The sequence below is a fragment of the Metamycoplasma faucium genome, from assembly GCF_045160055.1.
Classification (GTDB): domain Bacteria; phylum Bacillota_I; class Bacilli_A; order Mycoplasmatales; family Metamycoplasmataceae; genus Metamycoplasma; species Metamycoplasma faucium.
Genome location: NZ_CP088155.1, coordinates 382,560 through 406,452, shown reverse-complemented (window position 1 = coordinate 406,452; position 23,893 = coordinate 382,560). Strand labels below are relative to the sequence as shown.

The 23,893-nt window shown below is 23.7% G+C and carries 18 protein-coding genes; 11 read left to right on the top strand and 7 right to left on the bottom strand.

The window, feature by feature from the left end; all coding sequences use genetic code 4:
* Nucleotide 1 precedes the first annotated feature (1 nt).
* Together LQ356_RS01800 and LQ356_RS01795 are read right to left on the bottom strand one after the other, a co-directional pair.
* Nucleotides 2-3,724, bottom strand: a complete 3,723-nt coding sequence (locus tag LQ356_RS01800; protein ID WP_405312165.1) for a hypothetical protein — start codon at nt 3,722-3,724, stop codon at nt 2-4.
* Between the two features lie 282 nt (nt 3,725-4,006).
* Complete coding sequence (locus LQ356_RS01795; protein ID WP_405311466.1) at nt 4,007-5,515, bottom strand: hypothetical protein; 1,509 nt, start codon at nt 5,513-5,515, stop codon at nt 4,007-4,009.
* A gap of 192 nt (nt 5,516-5,707) precedes the next feature.
* Here LQ356_RS01795 and LQ356_RS01790 point away from each other — a divergent pair, with 192 nt between their 5' ends.
* The 4 genes from LQ356_RS01790 to rmuC all read left to right on the top strand — a co-directional run bounded on the left by LQ356_RS01790 (nt 5,708) and on the right by rmuC (nt 12,361).
* Nucleotides 5,708-7,483 (top strand): ribonuclease J, encoded by a 1,776-nt coding sequence (locus tag LQ356_RS01790; RefSeq protein WP_405312163.1) that lies wholly within the window; start codon nt 5,708-5,710, stop codon nt 7,481-7,483.
* A gap of 145 nt (nt 7,484-7,628) precedes the next feature.
* The gene (locus LQ356_RS01785; RefSeq protein WP_405312162.1) at nt 7,629-8,696 is read left to right on the top strand and encodes an AAA family ATPase; all 1,068 of its coding nucleotides are present in this window, start codon (nt 7,629-7,631) and stop codon (nt 8,694-8,696) included.
* On the top strand, nt 8,689-10,929 hold the full coding sequence (locus LQ356_RS01780) for a S8 family peptidase (RefSeq protein ID WP_405312160.1): 2,241 nt from the start codon (nt 8,689-8,691) through the stop codon (nt 10,927-10,929). The genes LQ356_RS01785 and LQ356_RS01780 overlap by 8 nt, the downstream gene beginning before the upstream one ends.
* 43 nt (nt 10,930-10,972) lie before the next feature.
* Complete coding sequence (gene rmuC, locus LQ356_RS01775) at nt 10,973-12,361, top strand: DNA recombination protein RmuC (RefSeq protein WP_405312158.1); 1,389 nt, start codon at nt 10,973-10,975, stop codon at nt 12,359-12,361.
* On the opposite strand, the gene recO is transcribed toward rmuC, so the two are convergent.
* From recO to LQ356_RS01755, 4 genes are read right to left on the bottom strand one after another with little or no spacing between them, the layout of a single operon-like run.
* Complete coding sequence (gene recO / locus LQ356_RS01770) at nt 12,358-13,083, bottom strand: DNA repair protein RecO (protein WP_405312157.1); 726 nt, start codon at nt 13,081-13,083, stop codon at nt 12,358-12,360. The two genes, rmuC and recO, sit on opposite strands and share 4 nt — an antisense overlap.
* Nucleotides 13,073-13,399 carry a histidine triad protein HinT gene (hinT, locus tag LQ356_RS01765; protein WP_405312155.1) on the bottom strand — a complete coding sequence of 109 codons (327 nt, stop codon included), beginning with the start codon at nt 13,397-13,399 and terminating at the stop codon, nt 13,073-13,075. Before hinT ends, recO begins: the two co-directional genes overlap by 11 nt.
* A gap of 9 nt (nt 13,400-13,408) precedes the next feature.
* Nucleotides 13,409-15,166, bottom strand: coding sequence for a HinT-interacting membrane complex lipoprotein P60 (locus LQ356_RS01760; protein ID WP_405312153.1), 1,758 nt, complete (start codon nt 15,164-15,166; stop codon nt 13,409-13,411).
* A 19-nt stretch (nt 15,167-15,185) separates the two neighbouring features.
* On the bottom strand, nt 15,186-17,378 hold the full coding sequence (locus LQ356_RS01755) for a HinT-interacting membrane complex protein P80 (protein WP_405312151.1): 2,193 nt from the start codon (nt 17,376-17,378) through the stop codon (nt 15,186-15,188).
* A gap of 135 nt (nt 17,379-17,513) precedes the next feature.
* Between LQ356_RS01755 and LQ356_RS01750 the strand changes: the two genes are divergently transcribed.
* Nucleotides 17,514-18,356 (top strand): hypothetical protein, encoded by an 843-nt coding sequence (locus LQ356_RS01750; RefSeq protein ID WP_405312149.1) that lies wholly within the window; start codon nt 17,514-17,516, stop codon nt 18,354-18,356.
* Nucleotides 18,357-18,396: 40 nt separating this feature from the next.
* On the opposite strand, the gene LQ356_RS01745 is transcribed toward LQ356_RS01750, so the two are convergent.
* Nucleotides 18,397-18,729: a hypothetical protein gene (locus tag LQ356_RS01745; RefSeq protein WP_405312147.1), complete on the bottom strand. Its 333-nt coding sequence runs from the start codon at nt 18,727-18,729 to the stop codon at nt 18,397-18,399.
* A 191-nt stretch (nt 18,730-18,920) separates the two neighbouring features.
* Between LQ356_RS01745 and LQ356_RS01740 the strand changes: the two genes are divergently transcribed.
* The 6 genes from LQ356_RS01740 (at nt 18,921) to upp (ending at nt 23,746) form a co-directional block, all read left to right on the top strand.
* Entirely contained in the window at nt 18,921-19,364 is a 444-nt protein-coding gene (locus LQ356_RS01740; RefSeq protein WP_405312145.1) for a hypothetical protein, read from the top strand.
* Between the two features lie 174 nt (nt 19,365-19,538).
* Nucleotides 19,539-20,303: a DNA-processing protein DprA gene (locus LQ356_RS01735; protein ID WP_405312143.1), complete on the top strand. Its 765-nt coding sequence runs from the start codon at nt 19,539-19,541 to the stop codon at nt 20,301-20,303.
* 89 nt (nt 20,304-20,392) lie between these two features.
* Nucleotides 20,393-21,109, top strand: a complete 717-nt coding sequence (gene deoD / locus LQ356_RS01730) for a purine-nucleoside phosphorylase (protein WP_405312141.1) — start codon at nt 20,393-20,395, stop codon at nt 21,107-21,109.
* A gap of 4 nt (nt 21,110-21,113) precedes the next feature.
* Nucleotides 21,114-22,409, top strand: coding sequence for a thymidine phosphorylase (locus LQ356_RS01725; protein ID WP_405312139.1), 1,296 nt, complete (start codon nt 21,114-21,116; stop codon nt 22,407-22,409).
* Between the two features lie 36 nt (nt 22,410-22,445).
* Nucleotides 22,446-23,105 (top strand): deoxyribose-phosphate aldolase, encoded by a 660-nt coding sequence (gene deoC / locus LQ356_RS01720; RefSeq protein WP_405312137.1) that lies wholly within the window; start codon nt 22,446-22,448, stop codon nt 23,103-23,105.
* A gap of 5 nt (nt 23,106-23,110) precedes the next feature.
* Nucleotides 23,111-23,746 (top strand): uracil phosphoribosyltransferase, encoded by a 636-nt coding sequence (gene upp, locus LQ356_RS01715; protein WP_405312136.1) that lies wholly within the window; start codon nt 23,111-23,113, stop codon nt 23,744-23,746.
* The last annotated feature ends 147 nt before the right edge of the window (nt 23,747-23,893 follow it).

Genomic DNA, 23,893 nt, shown 5'->3' with positions numbered 1-23,893 from the left:
TTTAATTTTTTTTACGTTTTTTAATTAAGAAGTATGCAGTTAATATAATAGTAGAAATTGATAATGTACCAAATAAAATTGAATATGCTGAATAGTTATAAATATTTTTAGTATTTATTAAACCAAAAGAATTTTTTTCATTAATTTTCTTTTCGTTTATATATTCAAGTTCAATATCATTTTTTATTTTTTTGAGTGATGTATTAACTTCATTAAAATCTTTAAGAATGAAATCATTTTCAGATTTTCTTTTAATTTCAATTATTTTTGTTTTTAATTTATTGATTAATTTATTTTTTAATCTAGATGGATATTTTTCATTTTTTTCGACAATAGAAATTTCATTTGTTAATTGTTCAATCGATTTGGTAAGATATGTTGTTGAATTTTTGAGTTCATTTAATAAAGCATCAATTTTTGTTTTTTCAATTTTATAATCAGAATTTGTAAATTTGCTAAAATCAAGTTTATTATATTCATTAAGTAATTTTGATATTTTCTTATAAAAATCTTGAACATTACTTGCAATATATTGATCATAATTATCGTTTTTATATTCATGAATTTCAGAAATAATTAATGATAAATATGACTTAAGCTTTTCTCTGCTTCTTTTAATTTCAATATTTATTAAATTTATGTCTTCTTTTGTGCATTTGTAAGGATATTTATTACCTATATTATCTATTGAAGAAAGATAATCTTTAAGACTATTTTTTGTATAAATATTTTTGTTTATACTATTTTTTGCATTAGGAATTATTTCATTATCAATTAAATTACGATTCGAAACTAATGAATTTGCATAATTATTAATTTGCCTACGATATTCAAGTTTATTATTTCTTTCAATTATTTTTCAATTTTCCATAATTTGATTTTTTAAATTTTCTAATTTTGTTTTATATTGATTTACTGATATTTCTGAATAATAAATCAATTCTGAATAATTTGATTTTTCTTCAATATATTCTAAAATTTCATCGCTTAATTTTTCTAATATATTTTCAAATGAATTAATATATTTAATATTTTGTTCATATGTAATTTTTGTATATTGATCACTATTAGATTTAATTTTAGTTATTAATTCATTTAAACTGGCTTTATATTTTTGTTCTGAATTATTTGAATAATATTTTGTTTCTAGTTTTTCTATTTTATTATTAATATAATCAATTAATTCAGTTGAAATTCTTTTTAATAAATTCTTTTTATATGAATTTATAGTATTTCTAATGTTTTGTAATGTTTTTAAATCTATTTTTTCTACATTTTGATATTCTAGTTGTAATTTTTCAATATTATCTATATATTCTTTTGATGATCTTAAAGTATAAAAATCAAAATTAGCATTTTTTTCATTATGCAATTCTTGATTTAAAACACTTCTATGTGATTTTAAAATACTCTTAATTGATGAAAATTTATGTAAATATTGATTATATTTATTTTCATCAATATGAGATTCTTTCCTAATTTCACTAATTATTTCATTTACCTTTTGATCATAAATTTCATATGTTGAAATATCATATCATTTCGATTCTTCAATTATATTATTCGACAAAGAAGGATTGTTTATATAATAATTTAATATTTTTTTGTAATCTTTTATTAAATTATTTTTAAAACTATTAAGTAAATTATCTTCTTCTCAATGTAAGGTTTCATTTGCATTTTCTTTTTTATTAACAAATCATTTTGGATGTTGTTCAATTTTAATTTTTTCGCTGTCAAGATTACCTATATAATTAAAATATGAATTTTCGGTATACATTCATTTATTTTTGTTAAGTTCCTTTTTCAAAGTATCTATTTTGTTTAACAATATTTTGGAATATAAATATGGAATCAATTCTTTGATTTTTTCATTTATATCAAAAATATATTTATTTGCATTTATTCTTGAAATTTTGAATGTTTTTGTTGCAAAATTATTTATATTATCAATAAATGATTTAAATAATTCAAAATTTGTTTCTTGATAATATTTACTTTTATGTTCAACTAGTGTTGAATTAATATGATTTAAAATTTTGTTTTGGTTTGAAAGCAAACTATTTTTTTGCATTTCAATATTGCTATCATATTCTTCACGTTTTTCAACAGAAACATTAGATGATGATTCAATTTCACTTTTTAAATCTTTAAATTTAATATTAGGTTTATCATAGGTATCTTGAGTATAAAAATCTTTATCATTAATTAGTTTATTTAATTCTTGGAGCAAAACATCTTTATTTTTAATAATGTTATTATATTTTCTTTGAATATTATTGTGATATTCCAAATTTTTGTCTTGTGATATTTCTTCTTGTTGATTGGAAAGTAATGTTAATATATTTTGCAAATCTTTTTTATAATTTTTTTCTGAATCTTTATCAGCTCAATCTGAATTACTTGTATTTAATTGACTATTAATAAAGTTTTTTATTTCTTCTTTATTTGTAAGAACCTTATTTAATGAATTAATAATTTTATTAATTATCGAATTGCTTTTTTCTTCAAAAATTGATTCATTCTTGGAAATTTTTTCTTTGCAATTTTCTAATTCCTGACTTAATAGTTGATCATATTTTGTTTTATTTTCATTATTAAAATATGCTCAATTATTTTTATTTCAATTATCCTTTTTTAACTTTAAAAAATTAAAAAGAACATTAATGTTTTCCTTTAAATAAAATTTTTCTTTTCCATTGATACTGTCTAAATCGTTTCCTATATATTTTTCATATTGTTCTTTGGTAACTTTTTTTAAATTAGATATTTGGTTTAATCATGATTTATATTCAGTTATGGAATCAGAACTATATTTTTTATATTCTTCCGAAGATAATAAATCTTTTTTAGATTTAATAATATCTTTTAATTTTAAATGATAATAAATTAATTTATTATCTCACTCAATTAGTTTTTCAATAATTTCATTATATTTTTCTTTTGTTATAGACGAACCATAATAATGATTCATATCTGTTTGAAAATAACCATCATGCAATGCTTGTTTTAATTCACTTTGATATTTTGCCAAACCATTTTTTATTTCTTCAGAAAAACTTGATTTTTCCACATAATTTTTCATTTCACTTAATTGCATTACTTTTTCTAATAAATCCATTTGAACTACATTTTCATAAGCCTCTAAAGTAGATATTTGTGCATAATTATTAAATTTATAAAAATATAATCTTATTTTTTTAATGTTATTAAATTTACGAAAAAGTTCACCATTATTTTCTTCATTATCTTTACCATAATATATATGATGATCAATACCTTGTGGAAGAGTTTGACCATTATATTCATAAAAATCATGTTCATTATTATCATTATCAACTAAACTAATTTTATAATGTGATATATTTGAGGCGTTAAAATGAAGTTTAAGATATCTTATAGTATAAAGATTTTTAAATTCTAGCTCATAATAATTATCATTATTTGTAGTATTAATTTCATTAATTTTAGATTTTCAATGACTTCCTTGATAATTATCAATAGCCTTCTCAGGACTATGATTATTATCATTGCTGTCAAGAGATGAAGAAACACTAACTTTCTTAACATTGTTTTGTTTAGCAAGATTTTCAAAAACTAAATTATTATCTATTTTTTTAAAATTAAAATTACCACTCATTAAATAAAATGAACCTACTAAAACAGGAATAGGAGTTATTATCGGTAATAAAGTGTTTAATAATAATTTCTTATTTTTCTTCATAATATATACCTTAAAAATTTATTATTTAATTTTACCAATTTATTTTTTAATAATCATTTAACATAGTTAAATGAAATATAATTACAAACAAAAATAGTGTTATTGAAATTAATTTTGTATGTAATTTTTATTAGTTTGCCTTGAAATAAAATAATTGTATACATAAAAAATAAAAAAATTTATTATATAAATTGTGAAACGTCAAACAAATTGACCCACTTAAAAGTATAGATTAAAAGTCATAAATCTCAATAATTAAACCAATTTATAATATGTATTTTTTTAAAAATTAATTATTTTTGATAAATACTCACGTTCATTTTTTAAATCTTCAAATATTTCATTTAAAATCAACATTTCATCTTTAAAAAAATGATCTTTATCTTCTAGTGATTTTAATATAGATATTTTTTTCTCAATTATTGAATGCACATAATATGTGCTTGTAATTAATTCAGCTAATTTTTTTGCTTCTTCAATATTCATATTAATCTTTTTTCTATAAGCAAAATTAATCATAAATTCATATCTTTTATCTTCAACTTCTATTGCTTTATATCTTTTGCTATGAGACCTAAAATATAATTTCATATCAGTTCCTATAACAAAATTAAATTCACCATTATCAACAATATTTACTCTTTTATTGGTTTCTGAATGAATTGGCATATATCATTTGTTTTGATATTTAACTGCACCATTGTTTATAGTTCTTTTAATAGTCAAATCGAAAAATTTATCAAGCTCATTTGTTATAGGCATAAAAACATTTTGTTTTTCTTTAATAGAACAACATGAATTTATTTTTTCAATAATTTTATCTTTAGATTCATTAGCCAATTTAACATTATCAATATTATTTAGTTTAAAAAAGAATGGGATATTTTTTTGAAAAGTATCTCATTTTCTTTCTACGTGAGACTTAAAAGTAGGATTTGAAGAAGTTAAAAATTCAATTCCTCTATTTTTTACTTCTAAAAAAGTTTTTGCATTACTAGTTTCATCATGTCAAAAATTCATCCTATTATCAGCAAATATTTTTCTTGGATAACCATATTTATTAAAAATGTTTTCTAAAAGTGTTTGATATCCATTTAATGTTTCTGTTCCTTCTTCAAAATATAAATCAAGTACTTTATTTGTTCCAACATCAACAGCCATTAAACAAGTTGATTTAATTTCATTATTAAAATAATAATGAGTGCAGCCATCTATCTCTACTATATCTCCGTATTTATAATTATTTGCAAAATTAAATCTAAATTTTTGTTTTTTCTTTGGTTGTGAAAAGGTTAATTTTCCTTCATAATAAATATGTTCTTTTATTTCTTTTTTCTTTCTGCTTTTCCTAGCTTCTTTGCGCCCTTTTTTAGTTGCATATTTACTTGCAAAACCTTCTTTTTTTAATCTCTTAACTAAATTTGAATATGAAATTTTAATGTCATTTTTGCCAATAATAAGATCTAAATTTTCATAAAAAATTCTTAATGTTAAATATGAACAACTTTCATTTTCAACATTTCCACCTGTAATTTTTGCATTTTTTTCATATGTCTTACCTAATTGTATTATTAATTCATCATTATATTTTTTTGCATTTTGATTTCCCATATTTTTATGAGATATATCAATTTTTCCATTTTCATTCAAAATTTTTCTTTTTCACCTTTTAATTGTTGAAATACTAACACGTGCAATTAATGATAATGCTTTATTTGTAAAATTAATATTACGCAATATTGTGCTAACTATTCTTTCGTTTCTTGAAATTATATTTTCTTTAAAAGTCATAATAATATTCTCCATCAAAAACTTAAAAGTTGGTGGGTCAATTTGTTTGACATTGGAAGGTATACATAAAAAATAAAAAAATTTATTATATAAATTAGTTTTAATGTAAAATAATTTTAATAAATTTAATTTAATTAAAAACTTTATTGTGTTTTAGAAATAATAAATAATCTATAAAAATTTAGGAGAAAAATGAAACCTACAAAAATATTCGGACTTGGTGGAATGCAAGAGATTGGTAAATCTACTTTAATAATTGAATATGACAAAATTTTTATTATTGATACAGGAATAAAATTTTGTGATATTTTTACAACCGGTGTAAATGGATCTATTCCGGATTATACTTATTTAAAAGAAAATCAAGACAGAATTGCAGGTCTTTTTATTACCCATGGACATGAAGATCATATTGGGGGTGTTCCTTATTTAGTGCAAGAAGTTGACATTAAAAGAATATATGCTCCTCGAATTGCAATTCAATATTTAACTTTAAAATTTAATGAGCTTAAATTAAAAAGAAAAATTGAAATGATTGAAATTAGCAAAGATGATGTATTTAGATTTGGTGATTGTTCAGTAGATTTTTGAACAGCACAACATTCAATTCCTGATGCATTTGGAATTAGAGTTAGTACACCAAATGGTGCTTTAATGATGACAGGTGATTTTAGATTTGATTATCATCCAATAGGTAACTTAACAGATTTTTCAAAACTTGAGAAAATTGGTAAAGATGGTCTTGATGTTTTATTTTCAGATTCAACTAATGCTATGCGTCCTAATCATTCTCCATCTGAAAGTGATATTTTAAAAGACATCGGGAAATATATGGAACTTGCTCAAAAGAAAACCATTATTACCGCATTTGCTTCTAATTTAACAAGAATTAAAGCAATTATTGAGCTTGCTGCTAAAATGAAGAAAAAAGTAGTAACTTTTGGTCGTTCAATGGTAGATGGTGTTGAAATCGGGAGAAAACTTAAATATATTGATGCTCCAGATGAAGTTTTTATTAATAATAAAAACATGAATAAATTTAATGATAATGAACTTGTAATTTTAACTACCGGTTCGCAAGGCGAAGAATTAGCAGGGCTTGCTAAAATGTCATTTGGTAAACATCCTCATGTTACAATAAAACCAGGAGATACTATTATTTTTTCATCTAGTCCAATTCCTGGAAATAGATCAAAAATTGAACTTTTAGTCAATCGTCTTTATAAATTAGGTGCAATTATAAGAGAAAATGGTGTTGATGGATATTTACATACATCAGGACATGCATATAAAGATGAACATCGAAAACTGTTTGAATTAACTAAACCTAAATATTTTATGCCATATCATGGTGAATATAGAATGAGTGTTGTACATTGTCAAACAGCAATAGAATGTGGAGTTCCAAAAGAAAATGCTATTGTTGCTAATTTAGGTGACGTTTATTATTTAGAAAATCATAAAATAAGACTTTCGAATGAAAAAGTTTATTTTGGGCCTGTTTTTATTGATGGAACAATTCTTTCAAAAACTAATTCAACTTTAATTAAACAACGTATGGAACTTGGTCAAAATGGTTTTGTTCACGTCATAATAGCTTTGAATAAAGAAAAGAATTTAATTCTTGGGAAACCAAGAATTGTTTCAAGAGGAGCATTTTATGTACGCAATTCATTACATTTAATAGAAGAAGCTAAAAGAATTGTTCATGGAGCAATTTTATACACAATTAAAAATTCAACAGATTGAGACATTCCTAGTTTAAAACAATTAATTATTGATCGTTTGGTTCCATTTTTCTATAAACATAAACGAAGAAATGTAGTTATTATTCCAACCATTTTATTTACAACACATGCAAAAGCAATTATTCAAGAAAATACCGAACTTGAACTTGCAAATGATGAACCTGATATAGAACAAAATATGGCTGAATTATATGGAAATAAATTAAATAATTCAAGATAATATATATAAAAATAAATATGAGCAAAATTAATTTGTTCATATTTTTTGTCTGCAAATTTAAACATAAAAAATTAAATAATTTGTCCCATTTTTCATATATTATGTCCCAACATATGATATAATTAATTTTAACCTAGGAGATAAGATGAAAAAACAAAATGTTTTAAATTTAATTAAATATTATTCAGAAAAAAATGATAATGCATTTCGTAATGAAGCAATAACAATAGCAAAATATTTTGACAATATTGGTGATTATGAATTATCAGAATATATTATGGGATTGTTGTATAAATCAGATACTTATATGCCTCAAAATCTTGATTTTGATAGCGAATTTTTGCAAAAAATTGAAATTAAAAATTTAGAACCACTATATTTACCTTCTAAAATTTCTGAAGATATTAAAGGAATAATAAATGCAATTAATCATAAAGTAGGTATTAATAAATTTATATTTGAAGGTTTACCTGGCACAGGTAAAACTGAAGCGACAAAAAATGTTGCAAGATTATTAAATAGAACTTTATATATGGTTAATTTAGAAAACATAATCGACAGTAAATTAGGACAAACAAATAAAAATATAATTAATCTATTTGAAGAAATAAATAATCTTCCAAATATAGATAAAGCAATAATTTTATTTGATGAAATTGATGCTATTGCTATGGATAGAATTAATCCAAATGATGTTCGTGAAATGGGCAGAGCAACATCAACAATTTTGAAAGAAATTGATAAATTAGCAGGTATTAATAATGATGTTGTGATCATTGCAACAACAAATTTATTTTCAAATTTTGAAAAAGCTTTAATAAGAAGATTTGATGCAGTAATTAATTTTAATCGATATGAACAAAAAGACTTAATAGAAATTGCTGAAAATTATTTTTCGTCATTTTCAAAAAAATTTAAAGATATTTCAAAAGATACTAAATTATTTAAAAAAATATTAATGTCGGCAAAAACACTGCCATATCCTGGTGAATTAAAAAATCTTATAAAAACTTCCCTAGCTTTTAGCGATTTAGAATCTGAACATGATTATTTAAGAAGATTATACATGAATTTAATAGGTGACCTAGATAATAAAGATATAAATAAAATTTATGAAGAAGGATTTACTATTAGAGAAATAGAAAAATTAAAGGGGAAATCTAAAAGTAATATTGCAAGAAAACTAAGTCAAGGAGAATTAATAAATGAATAATATTCTTGAACTAAAAGGAGAATTTAAACATATTAGTAGAAAAAATCTTAGTTTTGAAATTTCTATGAACAGTAGAATTGAAGTTAGTTGCAATTATTTAGAAAGATTAAAATCACAATTAATTCAAATTAAAAATTTTTGAGATAATACAAAAAGACCATTCGAAGGAATTTTAATTAGTGTATGCTATAACAAAATTGTTGCTAAAAGCAATCGAATTTCAGGTTTATTTAAGGGTAAAAAATCAAATAATGCAATTGTTGGCGCTAAATTTAATGACAAGAAAAACAAACACATAATAACTTATTTTATAAATTATGAAGATTTAATGAAAAGTATAGAAGTATTGTCAACTGTTAAAAAAATATTATCAAATAGTTTTCAAGGAAAAATTAATAAAGTAATATTGGATAATAAAGATTACATTTTAAAAACTATAAAAGATTATAAAGAAATCAGCGTATCTTTATTTAAGCAAGTTATTGCAGATGCTTCATATATAGACCATTTTCAAATCGAAACGCCTAATGATAAAGATTTAATAAAAAATATTGTAACTATTTATGATGTTAAAACAGACACTGTGAAATTATTTCAAGAATTAGGAATTGACATTTTAAAAACTAGAATTTTAGAGAATAATACTGTTTATCTTAATAATAAACAACTTGAAATTTTGTTAGAAAAAGCTCCTTATCTTATTTCAATGTCTACAACTGATATATCCACTTTATCGCCTAGCGACATTAATGATAATCATGAAAAAGAAAATATAAAAATTCCTAATCCCACAATCGAACCTACAATTGGTGTGATAGATACTTTGTTTGATGAAACTGTTTATTTTAGTAATTGAGTTGAATATCATAATATGTTACCAAAAGATATTTCAACTAGCGAAGGAGATTATATACACGGGACAAGTGTTTCATCAATAATTGTAGACGGTCCAAGATTAAATCCATGACTTGAGGATGGATGCGGACGATTTAAAGTTAGACATTTTGGAATTATGGGAGGATCAAGTTTCTCAGCATTTTCAATTATTAAAAAAATTAAAGAAATTGTAGCAAATAATTTAGATATAAAGGTATGAAATATATCATTAGGAAGTAATGAAGAAATTAATGATAATTTCATTTCAGCGGGTGCATATGCGTTAGACAAAATACAATTTGAAAATGATGTTATATTTGTGATTGCAGGAACTAATAAACAAGAAAAAGAAAGTTCAAAAAAGATAGGTTCGCCAGCTGATTCAATTAATAGTATTGTTGTTAATTCCGTCGATAAAGATGGTTTGTCAACAAACTATAGTAGAAAAGGATTAGTATTATCATTTTTCGCAAAACCGGATGTTAGCTATTACGGGGGAGATGAAAAACAATATATTAATGTTTGTAAACCTTTAGGAAAAGATACAGCTCAAGGAACATCATATGCATGCCCTTGAATAGCAAGAAAATTATCATATTTAATTGACATTTTAGGTTTTAATAGAGAGATCGCAAAAGCATTAATTATTGATTCTGCTCGTGGATGAAATGAATTTTCATCTCCAGAAAATATTGCTTTATATGGCCATGGAATTGTTCCGATTCATATTAATGAAATTATAAAAACAAAAGACAATGAAATTAAATTTTTTGTTTCAGATATTACTGAAAAATGAAATAATTATAATTATAATTTTCCCATCCCATTAGATAAACAAGGCAGATATCCATTCATAGCTAAAGCTACGATGTGTTATACACCATCATGTAATAGATCACAAGGTGTAGATTATACAAATACTGAGTTAAATTTACATTTTGGGAGGATGAAAGATGATAAAAAAATTGTAGATATTAAAGGCGATAAACAAAATAATGATGATTTAGAAAATGACCACATAAATTATCTTTTAGAAGATGATGCAAGAAAACAATTTAGAAAATGGGATAATGTTAAATATATTGTTGAAAAATCTTCAAAAAGAAAAATAGGAAAAAAATCTTTCAATAATAAAAATTGGGGCATGGAAATTAAAACAAATAGCCGTCTTAATCCTGAAGATAGTAAAGGAATTAGATTTGGTGTTGTAATTACTCTTAAAGAAATAAATAATAAAAATAGAATTGAAGAATTTATTCAAAACTGCCATTTTAATAAATGATTAGTTAATGAAATTGATGTTCAAAATAAAATTAAAATTCTTCAAAAAGTTAATGAAGATATTGATTTTGAATAAAAAAATTTACATATAAATAACATATGGATAAGGAGATATTAAAATGAATAATAAATATTACATCGTTGTAATAACAATAATATCAATCATTGCTTTAAGCTTATTAGGCACTTTAATTGCCATTTTGTTTAAAAAGAAAATGAGCAAGGATGTTCAAAGCACTTATAAAGAATTGCCTATTATTAATGAAATCTATGAATTGCTTAAAGAACAAAAAAATATTTCTACTGAAAAATTTAAAAATTTTGATGATTCAATAAATAACATAAAAGAAAGGTTAGCTTTATTTAATGAAAAAATAAAAAGTGAACTTAAAGATGAAATTAATAACAAATTAAATGAATTATCAATGAAAATAAATAAATCATTATCAGATAATATCCAAGCAAGTGGGGATAATTTTCAAAAACTTAGATTAGAAATTGATAAACAAATAGAAAAATTAGTCGTTAGAACCAATGAACAAATTGAAAATATTAAGCAAGAAATTGATGAGCACTTTAAAAGTGAACTTGCTAAAAAACTTGATGAACATTTCAATAACGTGCAAACTAAGATGAAAGATTTATCTGAAAATTTAGTTAAATTTGAGACTTTAAAATCTGAAGTTAGTGATATATCAAAAGCATTTAATAATGTAAAAAGTGTTGGTAATTTTGGCGAAATTCTGTTGGATAATATCTTAAAAGATCATTTTGGCAATAATAATTATTGAAAAAAACAAGTTAACATTTCAAAAATAAATATTAATGATGATATTAATGATTTAGATGATAGTGAAGATAAAAGCCGTGTAGATTTTGTTGTTAAATATCCAATTGGAGAAAAAGAAATTAGATATTTACCTATAGACTGCAAATTTCCTCTTATTGAATATTCAAAATATTATGATATAACTGATAAAAATGAACGTGATAAAGTATTAAAGGATTATATAAATAAAATAAAATCGTATGCCAAAAGCATTAGTGAAAAATATATAAGAAAAGATGTTACTACAGATTTTGCATGAATGTATTTGCCAAGCGAAACGCTGTATGCAACAGCTTTAAGCAACGGAAATGATTTGATTGGTGAATTATGAGATAAATATAAAGTAGGATTAGTATCTCCTTCTACAATTTTGCCTCAGTTATGAATTGCAATTCAAGCAAATAAAAAAATAGAATTTAGTAAAAGTATGGATCAAATACTGGGATTAATTAATGGCATTCATAAAAACTATAATTTTTTAGTTACACATTTAGAAAATAGTAAAAAGAAAATAAAAGATTCTTATAAAGAAGTGGGAATAGGGCTAAAAAATGCAAGAATAGTTAATGATGCTATTGAAAAAATTTCAAAAAAAGGAAATATAAATTTAACTGAACAAAAAGAAGTTTTGAAAATAGATAATAAAAATACTTATGATGAAGATGATATTGATGATTAAAACAAATTAATATATTCACTTAAATACTCAATTAACATATTTTTAATTTCTAATGCAATAACAAAAGATGTGTTGCTTGCAAATTTTTCAAAAGAAATTGATAGGTTATATAATGCTATCAATTTTTCTTTACCTAAAATATCATCTGAATGATTCTCACATAGAAAACCGCCTTTATAAAATTTAAAGTCAATTAAATGTTCTTTTGAATTGCATTCAATACATCCATCCATTTTAGGATTAATACCTTCATCTTTTAGAAGCATATATAAAAGATATGTAAATATTTTATTATCCATATTTTGATTTAAAAGATTAGATAAATTATTAAATGCAATTAAAAAATTATTAGCCTTTGATAATTTTAATTTATTTAAAAATAATAAAAGCTCATTTTTGAAATTAATTAAATTAATATCAACTAAAAATTGCTTAATTAAACTTGCTTTTTTAAGTCGAGGTAATAATTTAATGTTTTGATTAGAAGCAAATATTTCAAAAGATGAATAATCTAGTAAATTTAATGCATTACGGTTTTTGCTTTCAATTTTTCTTATTCCAGGTGCAAAAATAGTTTTTTTACCTTCGCTTGTAATAATTTCTAAAACTTCATCAAAATCATTACATTGATGTTTTGCAATCACAATTCCAGTTATATTAATTAATTCATTCATACTATTTATTGTAATAAAAAATCAAGCAAATGCTTGATTAATTATCATAATATGGGATTATATGAATATGAGTTCTAAAGACTGCTTGTCCAGCTGATTCACCATTATTCACAATTAATCTAAATCCAGATGCATTTAATTTTTTGATTTGTTGAAGTGCTAATTTTCTCGCAAGTGGAAAAATATATGCAAAAGTTTCTTCATCAATATCAAATAAGTTTTCTGAAAATTCTTTTGGTACCACTAAAAAGTGGCCTTTTTCTTCTGGATCTATGTCTAAAAAAGCAATAGCTTTATCATCTTCATAAATAATAGTTGCCGGTATTTCACGATCTATAATTCTTTGAAACGTATCTTTTGACATAATAATATTTTACAATATTCCTATTTGTTTTAGCATATCTTTTACTTCGGTGTGTAGATTTTTTTCATTGATTTTAAACACATTTAATTCTTTAAAATATTTCATTGCTTTTTTGAATAAATCAACACCATTAAGAGTTACTAAGTTATTAGCAATTTTTCTTTGTTCTTCAAGAGAACTTCATGGTGTACCTTCAAAAGTTAATTTCTTTGTATCTTTGTTATATGCAGGTGCAATTTTGATTATGTATTTACCATCAAATTGTTTTGAAGATTTATTATATATATCAATGCTTTCAGGAAATTGTGCTAAATTGAAATCTTTACCATCTCCTGTTTCAGTTCAATCTTTTTCTTTTTGAATTAATGATCTAAATTCTGTGTAATGTCTTGCAGCTAATTCTTTTACAGTCATTTTAAATTTAACATTAACATTATTTGATTTTTCTAAATCATATGTAATTGATTCAATTGTATATTCAACGTTATATGTTTTTCCATTAAGTTCATATTTAGCAGAAAAAGTTGTCTTTTTACCATCTATTTTTTTGGTTATTTCACCTAATGATGAATCATGGTTTTTAAGATTAATATCTTTTTCTTCAATAGTTTTGTTTTTACCAGCTGCTATTTCAGCTTTCTTTTCATCAGTTAATGAAGCAAGTGGAGCTTTTTTAATGTGTTTAATTAATTTAGCAAATGTAAATGAATCTGAAGAATATATTTTTGAATTATTAGGATCCATTAAACCATATATTGGTGATTTTTGTTCTTTTAATGCAGAAAGAGAATAACTTAGATCTCCTGAAGTGCTACTAATCTTTTTAATACCTTTAAACGCTGCTATTTTAGTTACATTGACATTAGAATCACCTGATTTAACTAACAATGAATTTATAATTCATTCCTTTGCAGGTTCATTATATTCATATGCAGGATCACTATTTGGTTGTCAAGTAGCTAATCGATTAAATCCATCAATATTATTTATGCTTCCTGAACTTTTACGTAAATTCATTTCACGTTTGTCTATAAATTCTCATGATGCCATTAAAGGATAATTCATTAATGCTTCATATAAATATAAACTATTATCTTTGAAGTTTAATGCTTCATGTAATTCTTTTTCAGCAACTGGTGTTTTTTTATCAATTTTTTTAGCTTTTTTAAGTTTGTCTTCACCATCTTTATTTGCAATATCTCTTAATTCTTTTCTTTCTTTAATTAGATAATTTCTAATTATCATTTGTTTAAGAATTTCAAGTCTTATATCATCATTAATAAATTTAGAATGTTTCATTATAAATTTAAGTTGTTCATCGGTTGGCATATTATATGTTGTCGGAGTAAACGATGTAGTATCAATATTTGCTTTAGAAAATAAAGATTTTAAATTTGTAAAATATTGTCCATCAGCGTCAAGTTTTTGATGAGCATAGATATTAAAAAGTTCATAAAAAAGTTTTGAAAATTCTGAAGCTTTATTAAAAATTAATTCATTTAGTTTGTCATATAAATTCATTTTTTGTTGTGCTGGTGTTAAATGATTCTTAATATCTTCTGCATAAAATTTTGCTAAAGAAGAACCTACTAAATCTGACATAACAGCATTTTTAGTTAATTGACCTTTAATTATTTTAGTTTGATATCCAGCATTTTCACCGTTGTCAGCTTTTTTACATTTAGCAGCTAAAACAGAAATTGGTGCCGAAACTAATAAAGGAGATGAATATAGAAATATCTTTTTTAATACATTTAATTTTTTCATTGGATTCCTTTGCATAACATTATTTAATTAAATAATCTTGAATTACCTTAAACAAGTAAGGTAAAATGTTTTCTTTACCCATTTTGTCTTCATGACCCGCTAAATATCATTTATTTTTACTATAATCACGTCTAAAGTCTGCATTTAAATGGCTTTCAATTTGTTTTTTCATTCAGTCTTTAATTTGTTTAGATTTATTATCAATTAACTTAGATTTTGCTAAACCAGCTAACGTTTTATGATAGTCAATAAGATCAGAAATAGTTTTATCATCGAAAGTTTTTTCATTTCCTGATAAATCTTTATATTTCTTTTCTTTAATAAATTTCTTAAAGTCAGGATCATTTGTTAATAAATCATTTAGTTGAAATTCAGAAGTAATTAATTTATTAAACATTGATTCAAGTGATAATAAAGGTTCATTGAATTCTGAAGTATAGTTTGCTTTTGATTTAATTGCTAAATCACGTCTAATTAAGCTTTTAATAACATCCACCTTATCTAAATGGAAAATATTTTGAATTGTTATTCCAGAAGAAGTTGCATATACATAATTATTTCCAACTTTAATAATTGATGAAATTTGACCATCTAAATATTTTTTTAATCTTGGATCAGTAATAGAAGAAGTGTCAAATTTAAATGTATCTCTAAATGCTTCACCAGCTTCTTTTTCAATAACAGATTTTTCTTTTTCAAATCTTCTTTCAATTACTTTTTTAATTCTTGCATTATATTCTGCAAATTTATTAGCATAATCTGAGGAACTATCAACTTCACCATAATTAGCTGAATTTTTTAAGAAATTATATAGTTCTAAATCTTCTGATTTAAAGATTTCAAGTAATTTTTCTCTTAAAGTATTAAATAAATTGTCTTTTACTTCAGGCTTAAATATTTTATCTTCACTGGTTGCTTTTGAAATTAAGGTTGAAAGTAAAGACATATATGTTGAAGGATCACTATTTGATGCTCTATCTTCAATGCTTTTAAATCCTTCTGAACCAAATTTTTTAGCATTTGTAGTGGATGATGAAATATTTTCTATTGCGGTTTGATCATTTAAAGCTTCTCTAATATCTTCAGGTTTTAAAACGCCATCTAAATTTTGAAGAGCTGAACTTATTCCTTTAAAATGAGCTAAACGATTTATCCCCATATCAACTAAAGTTTTACCTGTTTGACTTGATCTATAAGCAGAAAAACTGAATAATTTTATTAATTCATCTTTAGTTACAGTTCAAGGTTTAGTTCTATCTTTGTCAGGTTTAGCAGCAAGTTTAAATTCTGATGTTATTAGTTGTTTTAATTTAGCTCATGCTTCAATGAAACGATCGATTGATTTAAGTCCAAAATCGAATGATTTAGTTGTAAACATATGCACTTTGTAAGTATCTTTTTTGTTGCTTGAAAGTTCTGGACTATCTTCAGGTGGTAAAACATAATTTTGATTTTCTTTTGCAAAAGGTAAAGGAATTTTGTCACCTTTTTTTGCTATTTGAATTTTTTTGCCTTTATATGTGTAAAAAACATCTGAATTAGCGGTAATATAACCTGCTTTTAATTCATTATATGTAAAGTCTTGATTTATTTCAAATTTATATCTTCTAAAAGCATCGTCTTTCATTTTTTGAGCAACTTTATAATCAATTGCTTCTTGCTTTGTTTTAGCTTTTCCATATGCATCTTTTGCAATTTCTTCTTTAAATTTTTCTTCTCATTTTTTTTGATATGAAAATTGTTCCTTAAATTTGTTTTCAAGTTCAGTAATTTCTTTTGTAATTTTTTCTCTAACTTTTTCTACAGAATCAAGTGCAAAAGTTTTAGTATTTGCAGCAATTTTATTTGCATTATAAATTGCTTCATATTTAAGTGAGGCTTCATATTCTTTTTCATAAAGATATTCAACTAAATGTTTATTCATTTCAGATGCTAAATGAGCTTTTTCATTAATTGAATTGTCAAGTTTTTTAACATCACCATATGTAAGTTTATATATTGATCCATCCGATAAAGTCATTTCAAAAATAACATCACTATCTCTTAAAAGTGGTGTTTTCTTTGGTAAGGCTTTATGCGCTTGAACAACAGGAATTGTAATACCAGTAGTTACAAGTCCTGTTAAAATAATTCCTCAGGTTGTTCCTAAAATTATTTTTTTTCTTTTAACTTGTTGTTCAGTTGTTCTAATAACTTTGACTTTTTTAGCCATATTTAAACCTTTCAAAATGTTTTATACTTTAAATAAAAAATAATACATATTTTACCATTTTTTGCACATTAATTAATATTTAGTAATCCAATTGACAAACAAATTAAAAATAATCAATGTATAATAGTATTAATTATGACTAGTTATGTTAAAGATAAAAAAGATGAAATTTTGAAACTATTTGTTGATATTTGTAATGAAAACAATTATTGATATTCATTAGATGATTTATCATTATTATCATTATTTTCTAATAAACAAATAAATGAAAAAATCGACCATCACACTGTTATGATGACATATGAATCCTATGAATCATTGCGTGCAAAATATCCAAATCATGTCCTAGATAATGCAAAACATAGCGAATATCACTCACTACAAATTAAATTTCTTGAAAATAGTGAAAACATATTTTTAGAACAGCCCTTCATTAACATAAATTTAATTATTCCTACAACAGTTAACAAGATTAATAAATTTATTAATCTTAAAAACAAAATAAGAAGCACTTTTGCCTTTTATAAAACATATAAACAAACTAATATATTAACATTAAGACATAAAATTAAAATAATAAAAAGTTTTACAAAATTTGTTAAACCATTGCTTTATAAAACACTAGTTAATGATATTTATGATGAAAACTATGAAGGATTTATAATAACAAGTCCAATAATTACAAAAAATATTCTTAAAAAGTGAATTCCACATACTTCTTTTAAATTAATTGATGCTAAACTTAATGAAATTAATGTTAAATTATTTTTTGAATATGAAAATTATTTAATTGAAATATATGGGAAAAAATATTCTGAATATGATTTACAATCATCAAGTAATAATTATCTAAATCCAGTTGAAATATGAGATCTAAATTTAATTAATCAAAAAGCTAATAAAGATAGTGCTCAAAAAGAAAATATTGAAAATTTAAATTCATCTGAAGATTTAGAAATTAAAGAAAATAAAAAATAATTAATTTAATTAAAAAAGAGGGTTATACCCTCTTTTTTAATTAACGATAGAATGAACGGTTATTTGCGTATTTCTTTCCGCCTAAAATTCTTACTAAATGAATAATTGCTAGTATTGAAGCAAGAACTAAATATAGTAATCAAAATACAAATCCAATTATATTAATAGCGTTTGCTCTATCTAATAATTTAGCATGATTAATTAATCTGTCAACTGAATATATTGAAACAGCTAATATAATACCAGATGCAAAAATTGTTAATCTAGTTGTTATAACTGGAAAATCTCTTTTAAATGATAGACAAATAACAATCATATTAAAGATTAATCATATATATCCAAGTACTAACAAAGTAATTTCTACTCAATTCATAAATCTCCTTAAATAAGTTAATAAATTATATCATAATGTTTTTTAACAAAAAATGTTAAAAAATATATTTGAACTAATTTCTAAAAATTTCCAAAGTTTTACCAAAGTTTTATCAATTTTGATTTTTTTCATTTTTCTTATATTAGAATGTAGACATAATCACAATTAAAATAAAAAGGAGGAAAAACAAAATGAAATCAAAAAAGACAATAATAATTCTTGAAAATGAAATTAATTTAAAAGCGTGATTATCATTAAATAAATCTTATAATTCTTATAATGGTGTAAAATTCCATTTAGAACAAGATAAAGAAAACCCAAAAATTAAACATGTAATTTATACATTTAATAAGGATGATAAAATCACTAAAGAAAATAAAGGTAAATCGATGAAACAAAGTGAATTTCAAGAAACAGTTTTAACAGCAATCAGTAAAATTAATATTGAACTTAATGATTTTAAAACTTTCATTATTGAGCAAAGAAAATTCAACGAAGAGCAAAGAAAATTCAATCAAGAACAAAAAAATTTCAATGAATCATTTTCTAAGCGTTTGGATTCAATTGAATATAGACTTACAAGATTAGAATCGTTTCATGAAAAAGATATTGATGATTATGAAACAAAAAAGTAATAACTTTTTATAAAAGAAGTTATCATCAATGATATATAAGATTAGAATGCAACATTACAATTAAATATGTAAATGTTGCATTTTCTTAAAATTTTCCAAAGTTTTCACAAAGTTTTATCAATTTTAATTTTTTTAATTTTTCTTATATTAGAATGAATGGTGTAAGGAGAAAAAATGAACTATTATTTACTGTATTTTTCAGAAAAATATAACGGCAATTGAGACCAAATATACGAAGCTTTAAAATACCACGAAATTGTTCCAAAAGAGGAAATTGAAAAATTAAAAATCCGTAAGTGGGTTAATGGCGAAAACTTTTTTACAATTTTAGATGAAGAATATTACCCTAAAACATTTAGTGCGCTTAAAAAACCACCATTTTTAATGTATTATAAAGGAAATATAAATCTATTAAAATTAGTTAAGAAAATTCATATTACAGGAAATTATGAAACTTCATATATAGATAAATATCTTGAAGAAATTAAGTCTCTTCCGAATGACTGCATAATTATTAACGGGAATTGAAAAGGTATTGATAAATTAATCATCAATGTTGCACTTAACACAAACAAAAAAGTTATTTTAATAGCACCATGTGGAATAAATAATAATTTTTTTGATAAAAACTTATTAGAAGTAAACTTAGATAATCTACTTATTATCTCAGAATATCCTTTTGATTATCATGTTTCTAAAAAGACTTTAAGTGCAAGAAATCGATTAATGGCCGCTTTATCAAATTCATTAGTATTGCTAGCATCTAAAGATAAAATTCTTTATCCTTTAATTGATTCTTTTCTAAATTTAGGTAAAGAAGTATATTGTTTTAGTCCAGAAAGTAATGATAAAATCAACGAAAATATTAATTTGATTAATAATGGTGCTGAATTAATTACATCACTTGATAAACCACTTCATGATAATTTTTTAATTTAGATATTTTTACAATAAAAATGTAAAATTAAATATGTATTATATACATATTTTTTAATTTACTCAATCATAATAATAATGAAAGGAAAAAAATGACACCTCATATAAATGCTCAAAAGGGAGATTTTGCTAAATTGGTTTTAATGCCTGGTGATCCACTTAGAGCAAAATATATTGCTGATAATTATTTAGAAAATGTTAAGTTGGTTTCTAATGTACGTAATATGTTAATGTATACAGGAACATATAAAGGAAATAAAATTTCTGTTGCTGCTTCAGGAATGGGAGTTGCTTCAATTGGTATATATTCATATGAACTATTTTCTGAATATGGAGTTGAAGCAATTATAAGAATTGGATCTTCAGGATCATTTAAAAAAGAAATTAAAAATTTTGATTTAGTATTAGCTAAAGATTGTTATGGGGAGAATACTTCTTTCCGTGAAAATTTAATTCCTGATGCAACTGAAAAAATTGTTTATCCAACAAAAGAACTAAACGATTTAATTATTAAGCATGCTAAAAAATTAAATAAACAAGTTAAATTCGAACGTATTCTTACTGAAGAAGCTTTTTACTCTGTAAAAAGTGTTGATGAAAGAATCAAGATGTCTGGAGGCGCTGTTTGCGTTGAAATGGAATCATATGGTTTATTTACAGTTGCTGAAAAGCTAAACAAAAAAACAGCTTGTTTATTAACAATTTCTGATAATTTAGTAACAAAAGAATATACTACTAGTGAACAAAGACAAAACTCATTTAATGAAATGATGGTTTTAGCCTTAGATCTTGCGGAAGATTTCCAATAAAATTATGCGTATTAATGAAATAATTACTAAAAAAGCAGAAAAAAAAGAATTAACAAAAGAAGAAATAAGATTTTTTGTTAATGGATATGTCGCTAATGAAATCCCGGATTATCAAATTGCGTCTCTATTAATGGCTATAAGACTAAACGGAATGACAGATGATGAAACTACATATCTTACTGAAGCAATGATGTATTCTGGGGAAACTTTAAATTGAGATTTTCTTCACAAAATCATTGCTGATAAACATTCTACAGGTGGTGTTGGTGATAAGGTAAGTATTGTTTTATGCCCTATTTTAGCTGCACTTGATGTTACAATTGCAAAAATGTCAGGTCGTGGTCTGGGTCATACTGGTGGAACTTTAGATAAACTTGAATCAATTGAAGGATATACAATTTCTTTAACTGAAAAAAAGTTTAAAGAAATAGTTGAAAAACATGGTATTGCTATTGTTGGACAAAATGAAAAATTAGTTCCTGCCGACAAAAAAATGTACGCATTACGTGATGTTACTGGAACAGTTGAATCGATTCCTTTAATTGCATCATCAATTATGTCTAAAAAATTAGCTACTGGATCAAATTGCATATTATTAGATGTAAAATGTGGTAATGGTGCATTCATGAAAAATGTTGAAAATGCTAAAAAACTTGGTTCATTAATGATTGCTATTGGAAAAAAATTAGGACGTAAAATAGCAGTTGAAATTACCAACATGGAACAGCCTTTAGGAAAAGCTATTGGTAATAAAATTGAAGTCATTGAAGCTATTAACACGCTAAAAGGAAATGGCCCAAAAGATTTTACCGAAATAATTTATTCATCTGCTAAGACATTATTAGTTTTAGCACAAAAAGCAAAAGATGAAAATGAAGCAAAATTATTAGTTGATTCTGTCATTTCAAGCGGAAAAGCATATCAAAAGTTTTTAGAATGAATTAACGCTCAAGGCGGCAACATCAAAGTTTTTGATAATAAAAATTGGTTTATGCCTAAATATAAATATGAAGTAAAATCTAATTTAGAAGGATATTTAAAAATTAAATCAGCCATTTCGTTTGGTTTAGTTGCAATGAAACTTGGTGCTGGCAGAACTAAAAAAGAAGATTCAATTGATTATGAAGCAGGAATTTATTTAAACAAATCTTCAAATGAATTAGTTAAAAAAGGCGATACTTTATTTACATTATATTCTTCAAAACCAATTGATAATAATCTTGAAAAAGAATTATTAGATTCTATTGAATTTAGTGAAAAGCCTTACATTATTAAGTCGGTTTTTGCAAAATTAATTTAAAATATAAACGTATAAAAGAAAAATAAGGAGAAATTTATGAAATATAATAAATATTTTGATCACACACTTTTAGCTCCGCAAGCTACAAGTGATGAAATTGATAAACTTGTTACAGAAGCAATCAAATATGATTTTAAATCAGTATGTATTGCACCTTCATATATTAAATATGTTAAAGAAAAACTAGCTAAAAGTGATGTTTTAGTATGTACAGTAATTGGATTCCCTTTGGGATATAACGCTACAAGTGTTAAGGTTTATGAAACTAAAATAGCTATTTCACATGGTGCTGATGAAATTGATATGGTAATCAATATTGGCAGATTCAAAAATAAAGAATATGAATATGTTTTAAATGAAATTAAAGCAATTAAAGAAGAATGTGGGTCAAAAACATTAAAAGTTATTGTTGAAACAGCACTTTTAACAAACGATGAAATTGAAAAAATAACTGAAATTGTTTTACAATCAGGTGCTGATTTTATTAAGACTTCAACTGGTTTTTCATATCGTGGCGCATCATTTGATGATGTTAAAATAATGAAAAAAGTTGCAAAAGATAATCTTTTAATTAAAGCATCTGGTGGTATTAAAACTGGAGCTGATGCTATTGAAATGATTAATCTTGGTGCAAATCGTTTAGGAACTTCGAAAAGCGTTCAAATTTACGAAGAAATTCTTAAGAATAATAAATAATTATCATGCTATACATTATCGATCATCCTTTAATAAAAATCAAATTAACAGAAATGCGTTCTGAAAACACCTCACATAAACAATTTAGAACAAATTTAAATGAAATAGCTTCTCTAATGGTGTATGAAATTTTGCGTGATTATAAAACGAAAGATTTGGAAGTTAGAACGCCGCTTGGAATAAATACAGTTGGTAAAACATTTAATCATGAAATTGTTATAATTCCAATTTTAAGAGCAGGGCTTGGGATGGTGCAAGGGATTTTAGATTTAGTCCCCCAAGCTCGTGTTGGTCATATCGGACTATATCGAGATGAACAAACTTTTGAACCTAAAGAATATTTTTACAAAACTCCTCAAGAAATATCAAAAAATGATTCTGATGTTTTAGTAGTGGATCCTATGCTTGCTACCGGAAATAGTGCTAATGATGCAATATCTAAGCTAAAGATTGAAGGTTGAAAAAATATTAAACTTATTTGCTTAGTAGGCGTAGACAAAGGGATTAACAAAATTTTATTTAATCATCCTGACGTTAATATATATTTAGCTTCTAAAGATGAAAAATTAAATGAGAATAACTATATTAGCCCAGGATTAGGCGATGCTGGTGATCGAATATTTGGAACAAAAGGTAAGTAAATTATTTAATTAATACTTTTATCTCTCTTAAAATTCATAAGAGGGATTTTTATAATTTCAATTTTTAAAAACATTTTATTTTAAACTAAATAATCTTGCTTTGCCTAGCATAAATTACATTAACACTTTTCTTTTTATTTTAATTTG